Source organism: Moorena sp. SIO3A2 (assembly GCF_010672265.1).
In the GTDB taxonomy this organism is placed as follows: Bacteria; Cyanobacteriota; Cyanobacteriia; order Cyanobacteriales; family Coleofasciculaceae; genus Moorena; species Moorena producens.
In genome coordinates, this window is the sequence record NZ_JAAHHC010000019.1 from 22,453 (window position 1) to 44,573 (window position 22,121).

General features: G+C 43.6%; 18 protein-coding genes and 1 pseudogene. 9 read left to right on the plus strand and 10 right to left on the minus strand.

Translation table 11 applies throughout. The features are described from left to right. Positions 1-229: 229 nt before the first annotated feature. Positions 230-2,677 (minus strand): GH116 family glycosyl hydrolase, encoded by a 2,448-nt coding sequence (locus F6K64_RS21245; RefSeq protein ID WP_008189290.1) that lies wholly within the window; start codon positions 2,675-2,677, stop codon positions 230-232. 436 nt (positions 2,678-3,113) lie between these two features. On the opposite strand from F6K64_RS21245, the gene F6K64_RS21250 reads away from it, so the two are divergent. Both F6K64_RS21250 and F6K64_RS21255 read left to right on the plus strand, forming a co-directional pair. Then, positions 3,114-3,290 (plus strand): hypothetical protein, encoded by a 177-nt coding sequence (locus tag F6K64_RS21250; protein WP_287266256.1) that lies wholly within the window; start codon positions 3,114-3,116, stop codon positions 3,288-3,290. 188 nt (positions 3,291-3,478) lie between these two features. After that, a complete protein-coding gene (locus tag F6K64_RS21255; protein WP_287266258.1) occupies positions 3,479-3,811 on the plus strand; it encodes a hypothetical protein in 333 nt (110 codons plus the stop codon). 268 nt (positions 3,812-4,079) lie between these two features. On the opposite strand, the gene F6K64_RS21260 is transcribed toward F6K64_RS21255, so the two are convergent. The 4 genes from F6K64_RS21260 to F6K64_RS21275 form a co-directional block, all read right to left on the minus strand. Beyond that, entirely contained in the window at positions 4,080-6,116 is a 2,037-nt protein-coding gene (locus F6K64_RS21260; RefSeq protein ID WP_287266260.1) for an ABC transporter ATP-binding protein, read from the minus strand. 162 nt (positions 6,117-6,278) lie between these two features. After that, complete coding sequence (locus tag F6K64_RS21265) at positions 6,279-7,436, minus strand: glycosyltransferase family 4 protein (RefSeq protein ID WP_044495134.1); 1,158 nt, start codon at positions 7,434-7,436, stop codon at positions 6,279-6,281. Positions 7,437-8,700: 1,264 nt separating this feature from the next. Further along, positions 8,701-9,732: a UDP-glucose 4-epimerase GalE gene (gene galE / locus F6K64_RS21270; RefSeq protein WP_044495096.1), complete on the minus strand. Its 1,032-nt coding sequence runs from the start codon at positions 9,730-9,732 to the stop codon at positions 8,701-8,703. Between the two features lie 458 nt (positions 9,733-10,190). Continuing rightward, the gene (locus tag F6K64_RS21275; RefSeq protein ID WP_008189281.1) at positions 10,191-10,472 is read right to left on the minus strand and encodes a hypothetical protein; all 282 of its coding nucleotides are present in this window, start codon (positions 10,470-10,472) and stop codon (positions 10,191-10,193) included. 241 nt (positions 10,473-10,713) lie between these two features. On the opposite strand from F6K64_RS21275, the gene F6K64_RS21280 reads away from it, so the two are divergent. Next, the gene (locus tag F6K64_RS21280; RefSeq protein WP_008189279.1) at positions 10,714-11,928 is read left to right on the plus strand and encodes a DUF790 family protein; all 1,215 of its coding nucleotides are present in this window, start codon (positions 10,714-10,716) and stop codon (positions 11,926-11,928) included. Positions 11,929-12,407: 479 nt separating this feature from the next. Beyond that, a pseudogene (locus F6K64_RS21285) lies at positions 12,408-12,615 on the plus strand (helix-turn-helix domain-containing protein); the annotation flags it as partial. Between the two features lie 76 nt (positions 12,616-12,691). On the opposite strand, the gene F6K64_RS21290 reads toward F6K64_RS21285, so the two are convergent. After that, on the minus strand, positions 12,692-13,501 hold the full coding sequence (locus tag F6K64_RS21290; RefSeq protein WP_008189274.1) for a PQQ-dependent sugar dehydrogenase family protein: 810 nt from the start codon (positions 13,499-13,501) through the stop codon (positions 12,692-12,694). A 322-nt stretch (positions 13,502-13,823) separates the two neighbouring features. Between F6K64_RS21290 and F6K64_RS21295 the strand changes: the two genes are divergently transcribed. Together F6K64_RS21295 and F6K64_RS21300 are read left to right on the plus strand one after the other, a co-directional pair. Next, entirely contained in the window at positions 13,824-15,092 is a 1,269-nt protein-coding gene (locus F6K64_RS21295; RefSeq protein WP_008189272.1) for a GTP cyclohydrolase II, read from the plus strand. A 92-nt stretch (positions 15,093-15,184) separates the two neighbouring features. Next, positions 15,185-16,621: a URC4/urg3 family protein gene (locus F6K64_RS21300; protein ID WP_008189270.1), complete on the plus strand. Its 1,437-nt coding sequence runs from the start codon at positions 15,185-15,187 to the stop codon at positions 16,619-16,621. A gap of 104 nt (positions 16,622-16,725) precedes the next feature. Here F6K64_RS21300 and F6K64_RS21305 read toward each other — a convergent pair whose 3' ends face one another. Together F6K64_RS21305 and F6K64_RS21310 are read right to left on the minus strand one after the other, a co-directional pair. Further along, positions 16,726-17,853 (minus strand): site-2 protease family protein, encoded by a 1,128-nt coding sequence (locus tag F6K64_RS21305; RefSeq protein ID WP_008189269.1) that lies wholly within the window; start codon positions 17,851-17,853, stop codon positions 16,726-16,728. A gap of 155 nt (positions 17,854-18,008) precedes the next feature. Continuing rightward, the gene (locus F6K64_RS21310; RefSeq protein WP_008189267.1) at positions 18,009-18,275 is read right to left on the minus strand and encodes a hypothetical protein; all 267 of its coding nucleotides are present in this window, start codon (positions 18,273-18,275) and stop codon (positions 18,009-18,011) included. A 34-nt stretch (positions 18,276-18,309) separates the two neighbouring features. Between F6K64_RS21310 and F6K64_RS21315 the strand changes: the two genes are divergently transcribed. Further along, the gene (locus F6K64_RS21315; RefSeq protein WP_008189265.1) at positions 18,310-18,840 is read left to right on the plus strand and encodes a 2TM domain-containing protein; all 531 of its coding nucleotides are present in this window, start codon (positions 18,310-18,312) and stop codon (positions 18,838-18,840) included. Here F6K64_RS21315 and F6K64_RS21320 read toward each other — a convergent pair. Then, positions 18,830-19,885 (minus strand): tetratricopeptide repeat protein, encoded by a 1,056-nt coding sequence (locus F6K64_RS21320; protein WP_008189262.1) that lies wholly within the window; start codon positions 19,883-19,885, stop codon positions 18,830-18,832. The genes F6K64_RS21315 and F6K64_RS21320 overlap by 11 nt on opposite strands. Positions 19,886-19,972: 87 nt before the next feature. Beyond that, positions 19,973-20,638, minus strand: a complete 666-nt coding sequence (locus tag F6K64_RS21325) for a sigma-70 RNA polymerase sigma factor region 4 domain-containing protein (protein ID WP_008189259.1) — start codon at positions 20,636-20,638, stop codon at positions 19,973-19,975. A gap of 216 nt (positions 20,639-20,854) precedes the next feature. Here F6K64_RS21325 and F6K64_RS21330 point away from each other — a divergent pair, with 216 nt between their 5' ends. Beyond that, complete coding sequence (locus tag F6K64_RS21330) at positions 20,855-21,064, plus strand: hypothetical protein (RefSeq protein ID WP_287266261.1); 210 nt, start codon at positions 20,855-20,857, stop codon at positions 21,062-21,064. A gap of 45 nt (positions 21,065-21,109) precedes the next feature. Continuing rightward, on the plus strand, positions 21,110-21,706 hold the full coding sequence (locus F6K64_RS21335; RefSeq protein WP_008189255.1) for a hypothetical protein: 597 nt from the start codon (positions 21,110-21,112) through the stop codon (positions 21,704-21,706). Positions 21,707-22,121: the final 415 nt, after the last annotated feature.

The window sequence follows — 22,121 nt, forward strand, 5'->3', positions numbered from 1 at the left end:
GATCCCCAAGCTGCTGTAGCTTGGACTATCAATCAGGCTTGCTCCCTTAGCTACCTTCTTATTGCTAAGTTCATCATCAGGACATTATAAAATTTGGCTATAGGATTTTCCGTTGAAAAACCAGCGATTAGGGCATCTTGCTGATAGTGTGGCAGTACGTTCCCGTAGCGGCTCCAAAGGAGCATCGCATAACTAAGGGTACATAACCCCCGCCATTACCTGTCTTTTTCTATTTGGTATTATCCTTAAGGATTAAATAAACTGCCCAAATCCCCATGGCTCGCAAATAGTGACTAGCCCGGAATGTCCCTGCTGCTGTAATTGCTTCTGGTGTCCTAAATTGCAAGCCATGATCGTAAACCTGCCTCACCACTGCTTCAGTTATACGTAAAGCTTCATCTTTCATGCCTTGCTGAATCAGAAATGCTGCTAATCCAAAATTAATTCCTGTCCACACTTCCATCGGATGAGTGGCATCGGGATCTTCTGGTGTGCCATCGGGTCTGACTCCATTAACTGCTCCGAGTTGACCCTGATGGAACTTTAAAAAACAGGCATCATAGACAGTCTTGAGGGCTGAGAGAGTACACTCTGGTGGCACAATATCCGGTAATCCCAGTAACTGAGCATAAAATTGACCACACAACTGGTCTGCCATCACCACATCTGAGCCACTTTCACTATCTAGTTGATAGTACTGCCCATTCCACAGCTTTTCTTGATAAATTGGCATAGCTTGTGCTAACCACTGGCGATAGCAGTCAATGGTGTCTTGAATGGAATCTAGCTCAGGTACTTCTACGAATGGGGATGTTGGTGGATAATTTTTGGTCAGAATTTCTCCAATTGCGATCGCACTCTCCAAGGCCGCTAACCACAACCCCCCACAATAAGCACTTACTCCCTGCAATCGCCAATCATCAAAGGTCTGATCTGGTGCGCCATAGTTTTCTGGTATCCCATCTCCGTCTTGGTCAAACCTCTTGAGATAAGCCAGTGCCTTGACAATGGATGACCAGCACTCCCACAAAAATTCTATATCTGTAGCGCTATAGAAAACAAAATCCCGATAGACTTGTAAAACAAAGTCACTGGCTAAATCCTTCCACTGGTTACAATCCTGGTAGCTAGTATAATTAGTTTGTTGCCAAGGATGCTCATTAGGAGCTCCTAGATCATGGGGAGTAGCATCCGCAATTTTACGTACAGCTTGAGCTTGGTTGTATCCAATAATACGCAGTGTTTCATCGCTGGTCGGGATAGCTCTGGCAAAGGCTTCTAGCACCGCTTTATCCAGTTTCGGCCACAGCATTGCTAGGGCAAAAGAACCATAGAGCCGCACATCCAGGCTTTCGTACCAACGGTAATCTAGACATTCTAATACACCAAACTGTCCAATTGGGTCAAGTTCAGTTGCTGCTGTCCAGAGAGTACCGCCATCCGTGAGCAAGTACAGCTCATTAAACAAGGCCATCTTGAACCAATTCGGTAAATCTTCCTGATTTAAAATCGGTTCTTGCCATGATTCAATTTGTTCTCGCCACAGATCATGGTGCTTGAGAGCAGTGCGCACCATCGGCCAGCCATTATTACCGTTGCGTCCAAAAAAGTCCGTGTATCTCCGGTAATAGTTAATACCTAATTTAAATTCCGTCACCGGGAAGTCCCAAGCCAGGATAAAGGGAATTTTGCGGGTTTTACCTGGACGAAGAGTGAAGCGAATTGCGATCGCGCAGGCAATTTGTTCTCCTGGTGCCGCTGGGGTTTCATCTTGATGGTCTACCAAGCTACCATCCGTAGCAAAGGTATCCCAAACCTCAGCACCATCACCAACTGGATTCCAGCGACCGTGGTAGAACACCTCCATACTGGGATTAGTAACTGTAGCCAGGCACAATTGCCCTTCCCCTTCTTTAATATCATCCCCCAGTCTCACCCGGTCTAGAACAAATCCGACCCGATAGTGATCCACAATCCACTGATTCAAATTCCCGGTACTATCTCCCCACCGAGGCTGGTACTCATACACCGGACTACCATCATCCCTTACCCGCACCTCGGGATTTTTAATCCCATTGGTAAACCAACCCACCATATTCTGCCAAGTGAGCATGATGCTAACGGTAATCGGGGTATCAGTAGGGTTGTGAGCCGTCCACTCAAACACCGCCACCGGGTAACTACTTTCCTGATAACATCCTGCCCAAATCGGAGAAAACTGCTCACAGGTTAGTTCAGTCTGAAAGACATTTTGATAGGTAAACCAACTGCGAGGATACAAAGCATAGTAGTGACCAGAAACCTCTGAGCTGTTTTCCTCACTTTTGCCTTGGGTTGGATACCATTCCCAAGAGCCTAGCTTACCATCCTCTGGTGGTTGAGTGCATAAAGCATAAGCCTGGGCTAGAGAATGCTCTGGTTGCTCAAATACACTAAATTGACAAGCGGGGAGGCTTTTAAAGATGTGTTCTCCCCCATCCAAGTGCCATAAATTAAAATCTCCTCGGGGAGAGCGACCAATACAACCAGCCCCAAATCCCCCCAAGGGCATCCCATGCCAAGGCCCATCATCCAGATTACTTGGGTAACGAACAGTATAAGGGTTATCCCAGCCTAGTCCCAGGGGACGTTGCCAGCTACACTCAGGAATTTTTGGCCGTGGTGGTTGATAGATCATTCCCTGATTGTCACATGATCACCTAACTATAGCTGCTTTAGTCAGTTGGGTCAACCAACAGCCCCTAGCCACGCCACTGATCTGCTTGGGTCGGACAAAACTAAAATTAATTCTTGAAATAGGGAGCAGGGAGCAGGGACTTCGGAGCAGCGATTTGTACCTCATGGGTATAAGAGTCAATCCTTCCCCTTTGATACACATTTTGTTTATTTTGTCAATGCTTAAGTCCTATTTATGAGGTTTTACATGAGTTTTATGAGGTTTTACATGAGGTTTATGAGGTTTTACATGAGGTTTTACATGAGGTTTATGAGGTTTATGAGGTTTTACATGAGGTTTTACATGAGGTTTTACATGAGGTTTTACATGAGGTTTATGAAGTTTTACATGAGGTTTTACATGAGGTTTATGAGGTATAATAGCGTTTCTCATAGCTATGAGGTACACATTATTTTTTTCTCTTCCCACTTCCCATATCCGCTGCTCCCATATCCGCTGCTCCCTGCTCCCTGCTCCCTGCTCCCTGCTCCCTAAAAACTTAGGTGCGCTTTCCGTAGGCGAATTAAATTCGCCACGGGTCGCACCTCAGAAATTTGTACCTCACCAGTCGTAGAATTGCTATCTGAGTTTTTACATGAGTTTTTACATGAGTTTTTACATGAGTTTTTACATGAGTTTTATGAGATTAAAAACTGTGGAGAATACTAATCTAGTATGTGTAGTGAAACTAAAGAATGTAATCAATTCTTTTTTCCTACAACCCTTTGTAAACAGTCAATCTAACAGGAGTTAGTAGTAACAATGGTTACATCTGATGGTGAGCATGACGAGCATATCTTCGGTCTTGTTGATAAAAACGGCAAGATTATATCTTGTAAAGATCCAAAAAATCCAGGCTTCACAGTTGATAAAAAGCGAGGAGGAGTTTACATTATAAATTTTGATCAGGCATTTGCAGAATGTCCTGGAGTAACCTGTACAATTTATGGGTATTCTTGGATAAGTTATCAAATGTCTATTTCAGTCGTTGAAATTGAACGTAATCGCTTCGTATGCCAAACTTCAACACCCGATCATCCTCAAGATAGTGGTTTCAGCTTTATTGCTGTTGGTTATAAGCCGGAAGCTGACTAGGTGACATGAGCCCTAAAAAGCTTAGTATATAAGGCTTTGATGCCAATGAGCTTAGGGAAGATACAGTCCCCAATTAACCCTAGATTCATTTAATAGCAAGCTCAAACCCTTATAACTAAGGTCAGTTCAGGATAAGAAAAAGAGCTATCAGCTATCAGCTATCAGCGATTAGCTATTAGCTTTGGGCCAAGGCTCACGCTACGGTAATCGCTCAGGGCTGACGGCTGACCGCTGATGGCTGAATGCTTACGAGAAAAGGGATCACAAATCAGGCTGTTGATTTTATAGTTGAGCTTTCTTCTAAATACTCCAAGGTTTTAAGCAGACGAACTGCTGAGTGATAGGCTTCTTCAGTTAATTCATGACGTTCCTGAGGGCTATCCACTAGGTCATTAACCACTAACTGCAAGCAAACAATCATTGGGGTCAGGTGAGTTCGCACTTCATGGGAGGTCTTGACTAACTCCTTTTTGACCACATTTTTAACCTCTCCATTGCTATTGTGCTCAAACTGCATCTTGTACAAACGAGAGTAGTAACCTTCCTTGTTAAGCAGTTCCTCATGGGTACCAATCTCAACCACTTTCCCTTTGTCCATAACCACGATTTGATGAGCTTTTTGGATCGTGGAGAGTCGGTGAGCAATCACTACCGTTGTGCGATCGCGACAGAGTTCATCAATAGCTTGTTGTACTAGCCGTTCGGAAACCGTATCTAAGGCACTGGTTGCTTCATCTAAAATTAAAATATCTGGATTCCGCAGCAGTGCCCGGGCAATGGCCATGCGTTGGCGTTGTCCACCGGATAAGAGTACACCGCGATCGCCTACTTTGGTATCAAACCCTTGGGGTAATTGCATGATAAATTCATAGGCATTGGCTCGTTTCGCTGCTGCAATAATATCTTCCTCGGTCACATCTGTCATTCCATAAGCAATATTGTTGCGCACCGAATTATTAAATAAAAACGTATCCTGACTAACAACCCCCATCGCTTGTCTGAGGGAACGGATATCGTAATCCTTCAAATCTTTGCCATCGATAGTGATTCGTCCTTCAACTGGGTCATAAAATCGTGGCAACAAATCTGCCAAGGTTGACTTACCGGCACCGGAAGCACCTACTAATGCCATAGTAGTGCCTTTAGGAATCGACAAATTCACCCCATTGAGTACCGAATCCTGATGACCAGGATAGGCAAACGAGAGATTTTCAATGCGAATTTCTTGGGATAGCTTTGTGTAGATATTTTTGCCATTGGTCATGATCGGTTTGTTGTCTCGCCGCAAAAAATCAGCCACGATTGCTGTACTAGCAGACACATTAGCAAACCGACTTCTTTGCCCATTCAACTGACTGATTACTGGTAACAAACGGAATAGTAAGAATAAATAAATCCCCAAAACAGTAGATATCGCTTCCAGTTCTTCTGCTGAACTATCTTGCAACAAGAAGTTTTTGCCCACAAATACGATAGCTAAAATTGCCAAGATTCCCGAGACTTCATTGATGGGGTTAATTGCTGCAAAATTAGCCTGGGATTGAAATTCAGCCTGTTCCCTTTCATCAATAACTTTTTCAATCCGTTGATATTCATCTTGTTCATTACTAACTGATTTAATTAACCGAATACCAGTTAATATTTCTAGTAATGCTCCTGAATATCCTCGGGATTTTTCTGATAGAATTTTACCAAATTTCTTAGAGCGCTTAACAAAAACTTGATTAATAATGAATACGCCCAATAGTAAAATACTTGTTGCAATAGTGAGTTGCCAGGAAATCGATATTAGAAGAAATACAAATACAAAAATTGTGATTACCGTCGTAAATAATTGAATGGCAATTTTAATGGCATTAGCGGCTCGACCAATTTCTTGACTAATCCGATTTATAATATCACCAATTTTGGTCTTAGCATAAAAATCTATATCCACATCCAGGAGTAATTTAATCCCTTCTTTACGAAAGGTATTAATTATTTTTTTGGATAAATGGGTAGACACTAAGATATTGACATAGTTAGCTACATTTTTCAGGACAATGGCTAAGAGCACTACCAGTACCATGAACAGCAAGCGATCGCCCCCTTCAAAGCCTTCAAAAAAAGCCATGGTTTTCTGAATGATAGGCGGGGCTTTGCTTAAATCTAGTTTCTTTTGACCTAAAAATTCCAGCACTAACGGCACAATTATGGTTGTACCGACACTATTAAACATGGCACTGGAAAATCCCAGCAGGACAGTAAAGACAATCAAGATAGGATGCCGTAGTGCGTAGCTAAGGAGTAATCGATTAGGAGACATGATTACTGTTTTTTTTATTGTTGAGTGTTGACTGTTGACTGTTGGTATAGGGGAAGACTTACGTATGCTCCATTCAAGCATAAACAGTCAACAAAAAAGCTGTTAGTTAAAAAAGCTGTTAGTTAGTGATCCAAATTATATTATGTTGAACAGCGTAGCAGATTATAAATCAGCAATAACATCTGCAAGAACTGCCGCCATGGCATCAACACTATGGTATTTTACACATAGCTCCCTGGCTTGAAGTCCTTTATGATTGGCAACATCTAGATTCTGAAATATCTGTTGAATCCCCTCAGCTAGTTGTTGTGGCGAACTAGGCTCAACCAGATAACCGGTATCACCTAAAATTGTTGGGATATCCCCAACACGGGTAGACAAAACTGGCTTAGCCATTGCCATACCATCTGTCAATTTTAAAGGAAACTGAGCTCTAGCCGCCAGAGTATCTCGCTGGGGAACCACCACAATATGAGCCGCTGACACGACCTCTGGCATTTCTTCGACTGGGGTTCTGGGCAATTTAAGAATCCAACGTCCCCATTGTTTGATCAGTTGTTGATCATAATCATCATAGGGACTGCCTCCTACAATCACCAATCTTAAGTCTGGCTGATTGAGATACTCTAGCGCTACTAAAACATCTTCAACTCCTTTGTGGGGTCGTGGCGCACCAGGAAACATTAATACCCGATACTCCGATAACCCATAACGCTTCCTGCTCAGTTCTGGGTCATAGTGCTCGGGGTCAAACAGATCGGTATCTTTACCATTGGATAGATAGACACCACCGAAGCGTTCCTTGAGAAACTGAGTATCTATAGTGATAGCGTCCGCATAATTGACCAAGTTTTCTAGCCATTTGATATAGAGGGGATGGTCTGGATATCTCAATTGACCATCTTTGGTAATAATATCCCTACCGAACTGTTTAAGGGTTGGACGATACTGCCATTGGTCCCCACCATACCAACTTAGCTCCCAATCATCCATATCTAGAATGATTGGACGACGGCTAGTAAACTTTTTCAGCACAGACAGACCAAAACTGGTGGGTTTGGGTTTTACGGCATAGATAATATCGCCATCTATCTTTTTTAACAGGTCTCGGCCAGCGGTTAAGACTCCAGGATATTTACCACCAGGGACGGAAGTAATGGTAAAACCAGAAGGAGGAGTGGCATATAACTCCTTCCCAAACATAAATCCCACAATGTCTATGGCATAGTTGAGCTTTTTCAGGACTTGTCCGAGCAAAAATGCCCGGATAGCACCACCACCGGACAAGTCACTGACAACTAGGGAAACTTTTTTGTTCATCGGATTTTGATAAAACTGGTACACGATACATGGTGATCAACCTCTCGTGTGAAAGTTATTACTCCCCTTGGGTTTAGCAAGATGTCCCAATTACCACGCACTAATGCTCAAGACAGAGGGAGTCGGGAGCTTGTAGGGTGGGCAAAAACCATTTGATTCTTTTGAGTATTCATGATTAGATTACTTTGCCCACCCTACTAATGGTCTAATGGTCACTAAAGAGGAAGTCGGGAGTCGGGAGTCGGGGTAACAAAATTGAATTTACCTCATAATTATGGAATTGTCCGATAATCTCAACTCGGGAGCTATTCGGAAGTGCTTACCAGCTAAACCCAAGCGTGCTAAGGGTCAAATCTCAGGAAGACCAACCATTACCTGTCGATTTAGGTGGGGTGATTGACACTTTGCTAGATAAACACTTTAATCAGGGAAATGCAAAATGGCGCATAGAATCAGTATTCCCGTTTCAACTGCTATAATCTCAGGTGTGATCAACTATCAAGCTTTCCACACCCTAATCTAATCAAACAAAAAATCGACGAACGACACTAAGGGTGCATCTCCTAAAAGCTGTTTGACACGGTGGTGCGTTACGGGGCGGGCTATCCAAACCCTGACTACGAGGCGAAAAATGAAGGCTCCCCTAACACACCCTACGCAAAATTTTCAAATATGAGATGCACCCGACATTAACCCCTAAAGCGTTGAACGTTTCAGGGGTGTGGTAGATGGAAATTTAGAAAATAGGGAAGAAAGGGAAGAAAGGAAACAGAGGGAACATAGGGAACATAGGGTTAGTAAACAGCTAGAGAAAATGTCGCAGAGTCTACCAAAAACTCTTATTATTTGTTAGACTTAAATTATGGTAACACCGACAGGGATTATTATGTAACTTAAATTAAAGCCGAAAACCAAGGTAAGATAGTTGCGGTTACATCCCGGTGTTAGACTTTTTTGACATTTTTATGGCGCTCGCGGGATATTCCCGAGAGCTTTGGGAGATACCCCCTGGATGCTATTGCATCTTGCCTTGGCGATCCTTGGTCTATCTTGGTAGACTTTGGTAGCTAAAAAGTATCGGACGTAAGAGTTGACCATTGCGGTGCGCTTGACTAGGTCAAGCGCACCGGTACATCCAGCCAATTGGTAAAGCTGTCCCTATGTGCCTACTCCATAGTTTGATTAGGCGATAATAGTTAATTTTTAATCATACCCTACACCGAACGCCTAAGGCGAACATTCTTAATTCTTAATCCTTAATCCTTTATGCGACGGGAACTCTAAGGCCAGCATCCTTGAACCCATGGCGCTTCTGATGCCATTGCCAGGCGTTGGATAAGATGGTGTTTATATCGGAATACTGGGGATACCAACCCAGAAGTTTTCTGGCTTTGTCACTACTACCGACCAAAGCGGGCGGATCACCAGGACGGCGATCGCATTCTATAGCTTTGATGTTTTGTTTTGTGACAAATCTGGCTGCCTCAATCACTTCTTTGACTGAGAAGCCGTTGCCATTGCCTAAGTTAAAGATTTGACTATCCCCACCCTTTAACAAATAGTCCAACCCCAAAACATGAGCAGAGGCTAAATCCTTGACGTGAATATAGTCCCGAATACAAGTTCCATCAGCTGTGGGATAATTGGCACCAAAAATGGAGATCGACTCCCGTTTACCTAAAGCAGTAAGCAGCACTAAGGGGATAAGGTGGGTTTCGGGAGTGTGATCTTCCCCTAGCCTACCCTCTGGGTCAGCACCAGCAGCATTAAAATAGCGGAAGGTTACGGATTTTAAATCATAGGCGGTATGGAAATCCGATAGAATCCGCTCTACCATTAATTTACTCGCCCCATAGGGATTAATTGGGTTTTGGGGATGATCTTCTGGAATCGGTACAGTTTTTGGTACCCCGTAGGTAGCACAGGTAGAGGAAAAGACTAATTTTTTAATTGATGCTGCTACCATAGCTTCCAGGAGTGTTAGTGTCCCGGTGACATTATTGCGGTAATATTTAGCCGGGTCAGTGACCGACTCTCCCACATAGGCATAGGCAGCAAAGTGCATTACTGCACTGATATCATAGTCTCTAAAAAGATTGTCGAGTAATACCCGGTCATTGGTATCACCGACAACTAGCTTCACCTTTAGAACATCTTCGACTATGTCTCGATGACCATAGACTAAATTGTCTAGAACCACCACGTTGTAGCCAGCTGCCAAGAGTGCTAATACAGCATGGGAGCCAATATATCCGGCTCCCCCTGTAACTAGCACAGTTGCTTTGGATTGCGACACTTGAATACCTCGCTAGTCTAGATTTTTGCTTTTACCAAATTATTCCCTGGGATTGCTTGTAATTCCGCAAATTTGGGTAAAATAGTAATCCCATATGGAGATGCCAGATTTGATTTGGTGATGCTTGAACCTAATTGTGACGCAATAGTCAAGCTGATTCATTATTCCGGTTAATTATTCTGGCTTCAAGCCCCACCTCCTAGCGGTAAGGGGGTTGTGGGATTCAATGCCTGTCAGATGCGCTTTGACAACAGTTAAAACAATGTCCCATCCATCAGGATGCTCACGGGGAAGTGCTTATCTAGTCTGGGATAAGGTAGTATTTCTGAGATAATCACAACCAAGATGGATGTCTTAAGGAAACCCTGAGGCTAATAACGGCTAATAACAAAGGCTTGGTTGTCATCCCACACTTTCGAGACCGGAAAGTGTGGGTAGTTATCACTGTGCGTCCCTAATCAAGTAACTTGACAATCAACTAATTTCACACGACCAGTCTGAACATGATCAAATATCCGATTAATCTGGTGGCGTTCTGCGTCGCTTATATTGTAATCGCAGAGGAAGGCACTCGTCAGCTGTAGATACTCTTGACGGCTCAATTGACCCCTGGTAATCATCTGGTTTACCATTGTCTCTATGTCCAGGTTGGATTGGCGTTCAGGTGTAGACGCCACAGATTTATGCTTTAGTCGGTGGGAAATCAAAAATGGCGATTCTGGGGATAGAGCGATTTTCATGATTATTTAGCACCTCTGTATAATTCAATCGAGCCAACCTGAATGGTTAGGGTCAAAGGAAGTATTGTGAGTAAAGAATAAATTTTGATGCTAGAAAAGACAGTTGACTAGGAACCTCCTTGACCATTTACTCTCTGTACCAGGCAAGCTGGCAGTGTCTTTACCCGTTGCTCTTTATCATGACACCGCCATTACCAGCAAGATATCACAGCAAAGAAAGAAAAAAAACACTTAATTATTAATGCTACCGACTGATTTGCTAATTAGTAGACAAAATGGCGAAGAAATCATTCCCAAACGGTTGCTGATTAACAATCAGACCTGTGCTATGGCAGCTGAGTTAATCCACTGCTTTATTGAGGCTACTGGTAGTACCCAAGGGGAACTAGACCGTAAGTTGTTGGATTGGGAAGGAGATAGCCCTGACTACCGGGTTAAACGAGGTTTAGCCCATATTCTTAAAACGAGCTTCAGTACCTTTGAAGTTGTTAGCCCCATAGACCCTAAGGCACTCCGCCAACGAGTTTTTGCCCTGGCGGCTCAATCTGTTCCTAGTCGCCAGGCAACTCAGACTACTCTAGAAAGCCTGAGCACTGCTTTATCTGAGGAATTAAACCAGGAAGTGTTGCCTGAGCAAATTTCTAAAGGACTTTATGCGGATTTACAAGAAAATCGTATTCTGACTCAATTCGATCACCCAGCACCAGAGGCATTACTGCATCGCTATAATTTATCTCAAGTTCAGGGTATTTTTTATCGGGCATCTGAGATGACTCTGAATGCTCATCGGAATGTTCCAGGGGAGTATAAGCTATTAATCCGCTATTTGAAGTTGTTTCAGCTGATGACTTACATTGAAGGGGATGCGGACCATGGCTTCACGATTACTATTGATGGACCGACTAGTTTATTTAAGCCGAGTACTCGCTATGGTTTAGCGATCGCAAAACTGATTCCAGCCTTACTACACGTTACTAAATGGAGTCTCAAGGCTACCTTACAAAGCCGTGACTCTTACAGCGGTACGATCAAGACGGGGCATTTTAGCCTTAATGACCGCTGTGGCTTGGTGACTCACTATCCCCCTGGTAAACCTTACGACAGTATGTTAGAGGCTTCCTTTGCTAAGCGTTGGGAATCTCAGAAAACTGAGTGGGTATTAGAGCGAGAAGTGGATTTAATTCCTATTCCTGGTAGTGTGATGGTGCCCGACTTTCGGATTGTTCATCCTGATGGGCGAAATTTCCTATTAGAAATTATTGGTTACTGGCGTCCAGAGTATTTAAAGAAGAAATTCGCTCAGGTGCGCAAGGCCGAATGTGACAATTTGATTCTGGCGATTTCGGAACGGTTAAATTTGGATAAAGCTGGGGTTACGGTGAAGAATTTGCCAGCTCAAGTTGTTTGGTTTAAGGATAAACTTTCACCGAAAGCTGTGTTGGAGCTTTTGGAATAGTTTGGGAAAATGTATTCTTGTTAAGTGCGTAGTGGAGTGACCATGTTAAATTAGTGTAATAGAGCCAGGGAGCGGTGAGAACCATGGGTAGAGGAAGACGGGACAAGATGGCACTGAGTACAGAGCATTGGCATTGACTCGAAGCAATTAGCCGGATTGACACTCCCATCACTAAATCTTTCGCGTAGCGTGGCCTTTTGGCCAAGATTATAGTGAGGGATTCTTAAGAGTATAAAACCCTTAACGGCTGAGCCAAACAGCCTCTACACCCTCCGTTCAAATCATTGGGCTTACTTTTTCAAGGTTTTTATTGGTTTATCCTTCTAGCAGAGGCTTTTCAGCTTGCCGACCGGCACCTAAAAGGTCCATTAATATACGATAATCCTAGCATAGATTATCAAAAAGCGCAACAGATCCAGTCTCCAATTCCCCTCCCGCTAACATGCGCGGGTATAACGGGAGTCCCCTTGGAGTTGAATGATGGACAGGCACCAGCCCAAAAAATCCTTCATGCACAAATCTTTTTGATGTCCGATGAAGGAGAGCTGGCAATCGAGTTCATGGACAGATAACGAAATCCCTCAAGCTCTGAATCGGCATCGCAACACAGTGGGTCGAATCCGCCAGGGATTTCTAGAGAAAGGGGAAGCGCTAGCATTGGAAAGATTTGCGAGAAGAAAGCCCCCGGTCATTGGTGACAAGTTAAGAGAAAAAGCCTTTTGTCAAGAGGGGGGATTGCCTCAGGGTTCAAGTCGTGTGAAACTCAGAACAGACAAGTAATTGAGCCATGGTGAATCCTGATGAGCGGCCACCGAAAAACCCACCGAGACCATGCCAAAAAGACCCAACGTCCGTGAGCTTCGGTATCGCTAACAGGGTAGCCATCACTACCGCCATCAGCTACAGCAATGTAGAGCAAGCCATAATCATCATCCCCTGGTTTAGCATTGGGATTAAAGCCCAATTGTCCAACATTATGATCTGGGTAAGGCTCTTCAATGCGCAAAATCTCACGGGATGTTCCGACAAAAGTATTGCTAGAAGGGTTTGTTGCCTTCCACTCGCGAATTACATCGTGGTGGGCACTTTCGATAATCTTCTTGTTACTGTCAATAATTGGTTTGGTAACGGGGAAGTCAGGAGTACTGCCAGTTTTAACTTCGCTAGTTACAGTATAAAAAATTCCATTCTGAGCAAATTCTGGATGAAAAGCAAAATAAGCGAAGCCCTGTTGAGGAGTTTCATAAGTAAAGTCTGCACAAATTAATTTTTTCAGATTCATATAAACAGTAGCAGTGCCGTCAACAATGACATACAACTTGCCACGCATATCGTTAACAAATAATCGTCCGCTACCATCTCCTGCATGGGTAAGCAGGTTCAAGCGAGCAGCTTTGTTTCTTCCAGTTCCACTATTGGGAATTTGAACAACTTCTTCCAATCCCACAGAGAGTTCTGACTTTTTAATTTGCTCGGGAATGGGATCGGTTATCTGGGCAGAAGAAATCCTGCCAACAGCAAAGATGACCAATAATAGTGATAAAATAAAACATAGAAGGCGATTTTTTTTCATAGATACATAATATTAATGCCCCTAAGTTAAGAGCGCGGACGCTAAAAATATAATAAATCCAAAAATACGAAACCCCTTGTTATAACTAGCTTGTGAGACTAGATTGTGAGCAATTTAGGTTGGAGTCATGGTGGCATAATGTGGTTTTTTGTATGTTACAGATCAAGGCACTGGTTGCATAATTCTTGCCCACTATAGCAATAGTAATAGAAACTACTGATAGTCCTGTTATAAATTGTTACTATAGTAGTTTATCCCTATTAACCAAGTCTTAGATACTAAGACCTAGACACTCGTTGGTGCATTCTACAGATTAACTATAATGGAAGATTCAAAAACTATAACCAAACCCAAGCATATTGTTTTAACCTCCCATCCTAACTCTTCTAGATGCAATTCTCCAGCAATTAACTGGGGAGAAAGTGACCCCCTCAAACGAGGACCTATTGTCGGTACCTTAGTTAACTCAGCTCATCGCAATGTTATTGGTACTCACTCAGGCTCCTATTCAGTGTATCGAGCTTTAGCCGTAGCCAGTGGCACACTCGAGCCCAATCACCGCCCGGATCTCACCAACACTGCTCCCATCGTTCCCATTGGTCCTCATCCCAGTTGGACTGACCCTAATTTGATTGTCTCTCTCGACCCCTTTGGGGCGATGGTAGGTGAGGTTTATAGCGATTTATATCAGCAGGGATATGACATTAGACCCACGATTGCCATCACCAAAGCTCATATTAATATGCCAGAACTACAGGATGCTGTAGATAAAAAGCGTTTAGCAATTGATGGCAAAATTATTAAAAACGATGGTAGTTTAGTAGTCACTAAAGTAGCAATTGACCCGGTTTGGTATCTACCGGGAATTGCCCAGCGATTGGACATTCAGGAAAGTTACCTGCGCCGTGCTCTATTCCAGCAAACCGGTGGCATGTTCCCAGAACTGATCACTCGCCCCGATTTAACGGTATTCTTACCCCCGATTGGTAGTATCACTGTTTATTTAATTGGTGATGTAGCAGCCATTACTGAACCCAATCGACTGCTGGCTGTACGAGTTCATGATGAATGTAATGGTTCTGATGTTTTCGGTTCCGACATCTGCACCTGTCGTCCGTATCTAGTCCATGGTCTAGAAGTCTGTGTCCAAACAGCCCAAGCTGGAGGTGCAGGTGTCATTGTTTATTTCCGTAAAGAAGGTCGCGCCTTAGGTGAAGTAACTAAGTTTCTAGTGTATAATGCCCGGAAACGTCAGCAAGGAGGTGATAGCGCTAATGCCTACTTCAACCGTACAGAGTGTGTCGCTGGGGTTCAAGATATGCGCTTCCAAGAACTAATGCCTGATGTGCTCAATTGGCTGGGAATTAAACGAATTGACCGTTTTGTCTCCATGAGCGATATGAAATATAACGCTATCGTTGAATCCGGTATTGAGATTATTCAGCGCATTCCCATTCCAGAACATTTAATTCCCGCTGATGCCCAAGTAGAAATCGCTGCCAAAAAAGCTGCTGGTTATTACACTGAAAATACAACTGAACAAGATGCGATCGCATTAGCTGAAATTCAAGGGCGCGGTTTAGCCGATTAGTATTTATCGTCAATAGTCACAATAGTCAATAGTCAATAGTCAATAGTGCTTAGTTAACCCCGAATTGCCTATTCCGTAATTTCCTGTTGCCTATGTCACCTGTGGATAATGCACAACAGCAGTTAATCGCTTACTTAAGAACCCCATTGGCAATTCGGGAGAGATGCGATCGCATTTTCACCTTAGCTAGTGCTGACCAGTTGCAGTACTTTCGCTGCAATTTAACCAAGCTAGAGCAAGTAGCTAACTATGTCATCGAGGTAATGCACCAGCACTACCCCGATTTCCAGATTCCATTTCATAGTCGCTGGCGGCATTTTGAGGTAGGAAATGTCCCTCGTCTTCGGGAACTAGACCAGAAATTGGCAGGATTCACTCCACTCCAAAAAGCCCAAACCAAATTCGACTTAGTCATCATTAGCGTCCTGCTCGATGCTGGAGCTGGCAGCAATTGGCAGTATCATGAACCAGAAACCGGACTAGTGTTTCGCCGTTCCGAAGGATTAGCCGTTGCTAGTTTCCGCATGTTCTGTCAGGGAGCTTTCTCCAGCGACCCAGACCTACCTTGGCAAGTCGATGCCAAAGGACTTCAATCCTTGAGTGCCCACCACTTAGCCCAGGGATTCCAGGTCAGTCAAACCAATCCACTCATAGGCATAGAGGGTAGGCTAGCCTTACTACAGCGCTTAGGGCAATCCCTAGCTATTATACCACAGATGTTTGGCAAAGTCAATCCTCGTCCTGGCAACTTAGTAAATTACTTGGTAAATGACTTGGTAAATTACCACTGGCTAGATCAGTTGCAGGTTACCAAGGGATTGCAGCTTAGCAACTTAAACCTTGAAAGTTGCCAAGACAACCAAAGCTGGGTCAAGCCACTTACAGATTCACAACCTCCCCAGGAACAACCTGCAACTTGTCAACCAGCTAACCTACAACCTGGCAACCAACAACCTGCAACCTGTGAACCTGCCAACCTTCTGAGTGCCACTAACCTATTCAGCACCGTCCTCGAAGGATTAGGGGATATTTGGCCAAAACGAGAATCAATAGCGGGGGTCAACTTAGGGGATGTGTGGCAACATTCTGCTCTCAAAGGGGATAACTATGGTTCCGAGTATGTACCATTTCACAAACTCTCCCAGTGGTTAACTTACTCCCTATTAGAGCCATTGCAGGAACTGGGTTTAGAGATTACTGAACTTGAGCAGTTGACCGGCCTAGCAGAATATCGAAATGGGGGCTTATGTTTAGATCTAGGATTACTAGAAGTCAAGGATAGCGCTATTTTACAACAGTCTCACTTACCCAGCTCCGAAGTGATTATTGAGTGGCGAGCACTCACCGTTAGTTTGCTAGATCAAATAGCAGGAACTATTCGTCAACAACTGAACCTGAGTGCTACTGAATTGCCACTAGTAAAAGTTTTACAAGGAGGAACTTGGACAGCAGGACGTAGAATTGCTGCTCAATTAAGACCAGGAGGCTCTTCCCCGATTCAGATAGAAAGTGATGGCACAGTCTTTTGACAAAATTTGACCTGCTCAATTGGGTACTCAAGTCTAGTTGGGTGATCTAGTAGTTGGTTCATTTACCCATTACCCCTTACCCATTACCCCTTACCCATTACCCCTTACCCCTTACCCTCAATAGCCTTTTTTCGTTCTTCGAGGATACTGCGAATGGAAGCTGTATCCAGAATTCCCATCACTACACCGTTGTCACTAACCACAGGTAGCTGCTCTAGCTGCTCTTTCTCCATAATTTTGACAACGTCTAACAGGGAATGGTCTGATTGAACAGTTCTCAAAGTCTTAACAGACTTAATCAGTGCTCTTACTGGAGTCACCGGCCAATTAGAGGTAGGAACAGTTTTGAGATCATCGACTATCACAACTCCTAGCAGTTGGCCCGCTTCATCAGTTACTACAAACTTGCGCCACTGATTTTTACCGATAATGTACTCGTTGGCAAACTCCCTTAGAGACAAATCAGCGAATACAATTGGGCTGTTGGCAATGACCGCATCTTCTGCTGTCAACCCATCGAGCTGGTCTTGAACCATAGCAGATTGGGCAGACATGCCAGCATTTTGCAGCAAGAACAAACCAATTAAGGCAAACCAGATGCCATTAAAGCTACCATAAAGTAGGATTGGAAGCACTCCATAAATAATTCCTCCCCAACCAAAGAACTGACCAACACGGCTAGCAAATAACACACCTTTGTGTGGGTTGTCCGTAACTTGCCAAACCAGTGCCTTCAGGATGTTACCCCCATCTAGGGGTAAGCCAGGAATTAAGTTGAACAATGCTAAAGCCAAATTGATGGAGGCGAGGAGTCCAACAATTGATGCCAATGAACTAGCTAGATTAGCATTAGCCTGAACGGCATATAGTAGAGCAAATAGTAGCAAACTAACAGCTGGACCAGCAATCGCAACTAAGAACGCCTCTAGTGGACTTTTTGATTCTTTCTCCAGGCTAGCTAGACCACCAAATAGGAAGAGAGTGATAGATTTAACCTCAATTCCCTGCTGAATCGCTACAAAACTGTGTCCTAGTTCATGAGCTAAGACAGAGGCAAATAACAAAAGTGCAGTCACAAATCCTAAAAACCATGGCAAAACACCGCTCAATCCTGAAAAATTTGTTAAGTCACCTCCGAAATCAAAGGTGACTAAAGCTAGGACTAGAAACCAGCTTGGATTCACATAAAAGGGAATCCCAAATAAATTCCCAACACGAATACTGCTGTTCATGCAGACTACCTCAAACTCTCCTAAGACGTTTTTTTATACCAAGTTGGCTTCTAAGGTAGTAGATAGGTTATGGTTCATAGTTAACATTTCATGAAAAATAGTTCATGAAAAATAGATCATGATACCATTGCCAGTTATCCTTGGCAGTAAAGGGTTTATCGCTTTTGCCAATCAACAATCAACCAAGAGCAATGAACAATTAACCTACCTGAAGGCAACTCGATAGTAGTTTCGTCTTTCATGGTTCTATCGTAACGAAATGTAAAAGATTTGCCGATTGCTAAAATGCCGTAAAATCCGTCCACGCTTAGTGCGGTTTTAGGAATGCAGGTGGTTTGACCCCTCTCTGTTTCCATCGGCATAATAAAATTAAGCACCGCTCTTAGCTCAAGCGTGTTTAGAGCAACATCTTCTTTAAGCACTACCCCCCTTCCTACTAGTAAAACTGACTAAACGATGTCCGTCTTTCAAACCAAAAGCACCCACTCTTACAACCAACAAGACATCCAGCAAATCCTCAATCTAGCCCTGGCACGTCAGGAAATGGTTGAAGAATTTTCCCGTGAACAGTTGGTGGAAATTGCTTCAGAATTAGGGATTTCAATCCACACTCTCTTGGAAGCAGAACGAGAATGGCTAGCCCAACAACAAGAACAGCAAAAACGTCATGAATTCAATAGCTACCGACGTAGCCAATTCAAAAAAAGTTTTGGAAAATTTGTAATCGTTAATAGTTTTTTATTGGCGATTAATCTAATTAACGTTGGTTTTAACTTTGCTGCCCTGTCTTGGTCTTTATATATTTTCTTGTTCTGGGGTTTGTGGATAGCACTCAGAGCCTGGAATACTTATCAAGTACAGGGCGATGACTACGAAAGAGCTTTCCAAAAATGGAAACTTCAAAACCAGGTCAAACAGATAGCCCAATCAACTTATTCTAGTCTCAAAAACTGGATTCAAGACCAAGGACTAACTACTAAGGACTAACATAAATAATTTGAGCTAAATCGCTCATCAACAATGTTTCTTCCTGAATATCTCCTAAAGCATGAGCCACTGCGATCGCTTTTTCATAAAAAGCCCGAGCTTCCAACAAGTTACCAGTGTCTTGATATAACTGGGCAAACAACTTTAGAGCAACAAGCTCTTCACGGCGATTGTTTTGTTCTTGTGCCAAAGCCAGATATTCCTTCAGTGCTTTCACCGCTTGCCGATTCTTACCTGTAGCGATATGGGTTAACGCTATACCCTTAATAGCACGAATCTGATTGAACACATTGTCAACTTTCTCAGCCAGTATCTGGGCAATGCGGTAAGAATACAAAGCATCTTTTTCCCGTCTAGCGGCGAGATAGGCATCTCCCAAGTTATTCCGGATATTCGTCTCACCCAACTTATCCCGAGAGCGACGCCGTAAAACTAGGGCAGCTTCATACCACTTAATCGCCTCGGGATAATTTCCCCCTTGAGCTGCCACTAAGCCTAAATTATTCAGACTCAACCCTTCACCGTCATCATCCTTAATAGTACGGGAAATGGTCAGTGCTTCCGTAAAAGCTTCCTGAGCCGCTTTGAGGTTTCTCGTTTGCAGCAATAATATTCCAATATTATTTATACTATAAATCTGTGGCTGAAAACTTTGTTGAGAACGGGCAGCACCCAAGCCTCGGCGCAAGGCTCGCTCTGCATCTTGATAGCGTCCCAACTTGGCGTAAGTCTGACCTAGGGAATTGTAAGTCTTACCCAATCCCTCAAAGTCACCAATTTGCTGATAAATTTCTCCCGCTTGGGACAAATACGCGATCGCTTCGTTCAAGTTACCACTCTGTTTGGCCAGCTCTGACTGTTCCAGGAAAAAATCTGCCCGATTTCTTGCTCTGCGGTCACTACGATTGTCTAAAGGGATTGCCAGTTGTTGGTCGATGCTCCGAGTCTGACCCCAAGCCATAGGGCTAGCCAACATTACCAAGGGAATAAAGGCTAGCGCTATGATTCCGGAAAGACTAGTCAGCAACCTGCTATGATTCGCCATACCAAAAGACTCCGTTTGATCAACGTTTCTGCTATTGTTGAACCTATAATCAAAGTACCCCGATCAAGGGTGCAAACTAACCGCCCCTTATTCACTCAAAACCGGTACTGCAAATAGATCAGATTCTTCTCGATTCTTGGCTTCGACCCCCAGATAGACCACCCTAATATCATCTGGTAAAGCAGCTTCCAACAGTTCATAGCCTTCTTGGAGTTCAGTTCTGACTTGAGCTGGAGTAATCATTTCTCCCTCCGCTTGCAGATAAGCCGCAATTCGCGTTTCACTCCAGTGAAAGGTCTGAGCCATGATTACCATCAACCGCACCGCTGGTGGCAGCTGTTCCAATGCCATTTCCAGATAACACCACAAGGGTGGTGGTGCTAAATTCAGGTTATAGTGAATAGATTCCACTGGTGGCAAGTCGGCCTGGTTAATACAAACCGCCGTTAGGTTTATAATCTGGTTTTGGAAGGACGTTGACTCTAGTCCATAATCCTCCCGCAAATCCATGCCACCCAGTTCGTGATAGATGTGACGCCAAGTCAGAGCAAATAGATATTCCGCCTGTACAGGCGATCGCGCTGAGTGGCGCACTAATGTATAGACAATAGGACTGTAGCGACAGAAAATTGCTGTAAAGTACTTCCCTTCAGACCGATGACGCTGAAACAAAGTCAGCAATTCCTGATCACTATGATGAAACAGTGATTTAATAAGTGGATGCTTAGATTCAGGAAAATTGGGAATTTGCACAATCTTTCAATAAAACCTGTAATTAGGAGAATTAGAGAGGTGCCCTTGACCTTAGGGAATTTAATTCGCCACAGGTCGCACCTGTAGATGCATCCTGATCTCACCACAACCCCCTCGTGTTGAGAAAGGGGAAATGCCGATGATTAACTGGCATTGGAGTTGATCAATCTCCAAACCTAGTATCCTAGGTCTGGACTAGACCTCAAGATGAAGGAGATGGATGCCGATACCAAGTCTACAACCTGTGGTGCTCCGATGCTCCTTCAGTTGAAGCTAAAATTGAGAAAAAGCGTTCGCGTAGCGTGGCCCAAAGGCCATCGCCAAGGTGCGCGCCTCCAAGGCCGTGAGGGATTGCTCACGGCCTTGGGTCGCACCTCAATGTCTGATGGTAATAATATTACCTACGATTGGACAAAAAGTTCATAAGGACCTTTAAACTAATTTATCCAGTTGCTAACTCTGTTTAAGTTTATGATTCTATCAGTTGATATTATTTCCTGGCTAACTTCGCCCCTGCCTCTTGGCGCATTTTTACCCTCTTTGCCTTTAGATAGCCTGTTTTCCACTCAAGGTATCATGGTGATGCTCCTAGGGGCCTATGCCTTTGCCATGTGGATGTTTTTGACCAGCGCTCCAAAAGTTCACACCATCATGGTGTCTGATTTGGCAATAGCGCGACAGTTTTATGAAGGCTTGCTAGAGTTATCCGCAGCAGAAGTCCCCCTACATTACTACTATAATTACGAGCAAACCATGGGGAGTACCAGCATTGACCCCCTATATATGTCAACCAATCTGGGAACCACCCAAGCGACCCAGTTCAGTGGTGCTGATGGGCTATGGTACCAGTTAAAGAAGAATACCCAGCTCCACGTGATTTCCGGAGCTAGCTTGGGCAATAAAAACCAACAACGTCACGTGTGCTTTGACCATGAGTGCTTGGATCAAGTTTTGATGCTGGTGCAGATGAGACGGCTGAAATACAAAGTGCGCACCCTCAAGCCCCTGAACTTTTTGGTCAAGGATGTGGACGATCGTGTAATTGAACTGGCAGAAGTTTCTAATTAGCGGTTAAATCAATAATGGTGAGTTAATCAGGGATTAGGCGGGTAACAATTGCGCGTAGCGCACCAGCCTAAGGTTTTACGCCTAATCACATTTACCAAAAATTTTGGGTAATCGCGCCCCGTCCTTATAGGACGGCTTTCTTTTTAAGTTAAAACTTGACAGTTTTCGCACTGCGTGTTATTATAAAAGTATAAACAAGAAACCAAAAACTAGATAAATACTATCTAATCATAAGTAGACAACGTAAAAAATATGTAAGAGATACATATTGCGTAATTTGGTCTAACGACTTAAACGTCTATGAAAAAAAATTAGATAAAAAAAGTATCTATCTATATGTAAAAAAAAGGTAAGGTACGGTGGGGCACACCGAAACCTAGATCTATAATATCTAAACTCTTATGGAGAATTGTCC

What these genes read in the sequence shown, in the direction of transcription:
- F6K64_RS21305 (WP_008189269.1), bottom strand. Translation starts at nt 17,853, where the DNA reads ATGAACAGCAGTATTCGTGTTGGGAATTTATTTGGGATTCCCTTTTAT.
- F6K64_RS21300 (WP_008189270.1), top strand. Translation starts at nt 15,185, where the DNA reads ATGTCACCTGTGGATAATGCACAACAGCAGTTAATCGCTTACTTAAGA.
- F6K64_RS21245 (WP_008189290.1), bottom strand. Translation starts at nt 2,677, where the DNA reads ATGATCTATCAACCACCACGGCCAAAAATTCCTGAGTGTAGCTGGCAA.
- F6K64_RS21275 (WP_008189281.1), bottom strand. Translation starts at nt 10,472, where the DNA reads ATGAAAATCGCTCTATCCCCAGAATCGCCATTTTTGATTTCCCACCGA.
- F6K64_RS21290 (WP_008189274.1), bottom strand. Translation starts at nt 13,501, where the DNA reads ATGAAAAAAAATCGCCTTCTATGTTTTATTTTATCACTATTATTGGTC.
- F6K64_RS21260 (WP_287266260.1), bottom strand. Translation starts at nt 6,116, where the DNA reads ATGTCTCCTAATCGATTACTCCTTAGCTACGCACTACGGCATCCTATC.
- F6K64_RS21265 (WP_044495134.1), bottom strand. Translation starts at nt 7,436, where the DNA reads ATGAACAAAAAAGTTTCCCTAGTTGTCAGTGACTTGTCCGGTGGTGGT.
- F6K64_RS21280 (WP_008189279.1), top strand. Translation starts at nt 10,714, where the DNA reads ATGCTACCGACTGATTTGCTAATTAGTAGACAAAATGGCGAAGAAATC.
- F6K64_RS21295 (WP_008189272.1), top strand. Translation starts at nt 13,824, where the DNA reads ATGGAAGATTCAAAAACTATAACCAAACCCAAGCATATTGTTTTAACC.
- F6K64_RS21255 (WP_287266258.1), top strand. Translation starts at nt 3,479, where the DNA reads ATGGTTACATCTGATGGTGAGCATGACGAGCATATCTTCGGTCTTGTT.
- F6K64_RS21320 (WP_008189262.1), bottom strand. Translation starts at nt 19,885, where the DNA reads ATGGCGAATCATAGCAGGTTGCTGACTAGTCTTTCCGGAATCATAGCG.
- F6K64_RS21335 (WP_008189255.1), top strand. Translation starts at nt 21,110, where the DNA reads ATGATTCTATCAGTTGATATTATTTCCTGGCTAACTTCGCCCCTGCCT.
- F6K64_RS21315 (WP_008189265.1), top strand. Translation starts at nt 18,310, where the DNA reads ATGTCCGTCTTTCAAACCAAAAGCACCCACTCTTACAACCAACAAGAC.
- F6K64_RS21330 (WP_287266261.1), top strand. Translation starts at nt 20,855, where the DNA reads ATGGATGCCGATACCAAGTCTACAACCTGTGGTGCTCCGATGCTCCTT.
- F6K64_RS21250 (WP_287266256.1), top strand. Translation starts at nt 3,114, where the DNA reads ATGAGGTACACATTATTTTTTTCTCTTCCCACTTCCCATATCCGCTGC.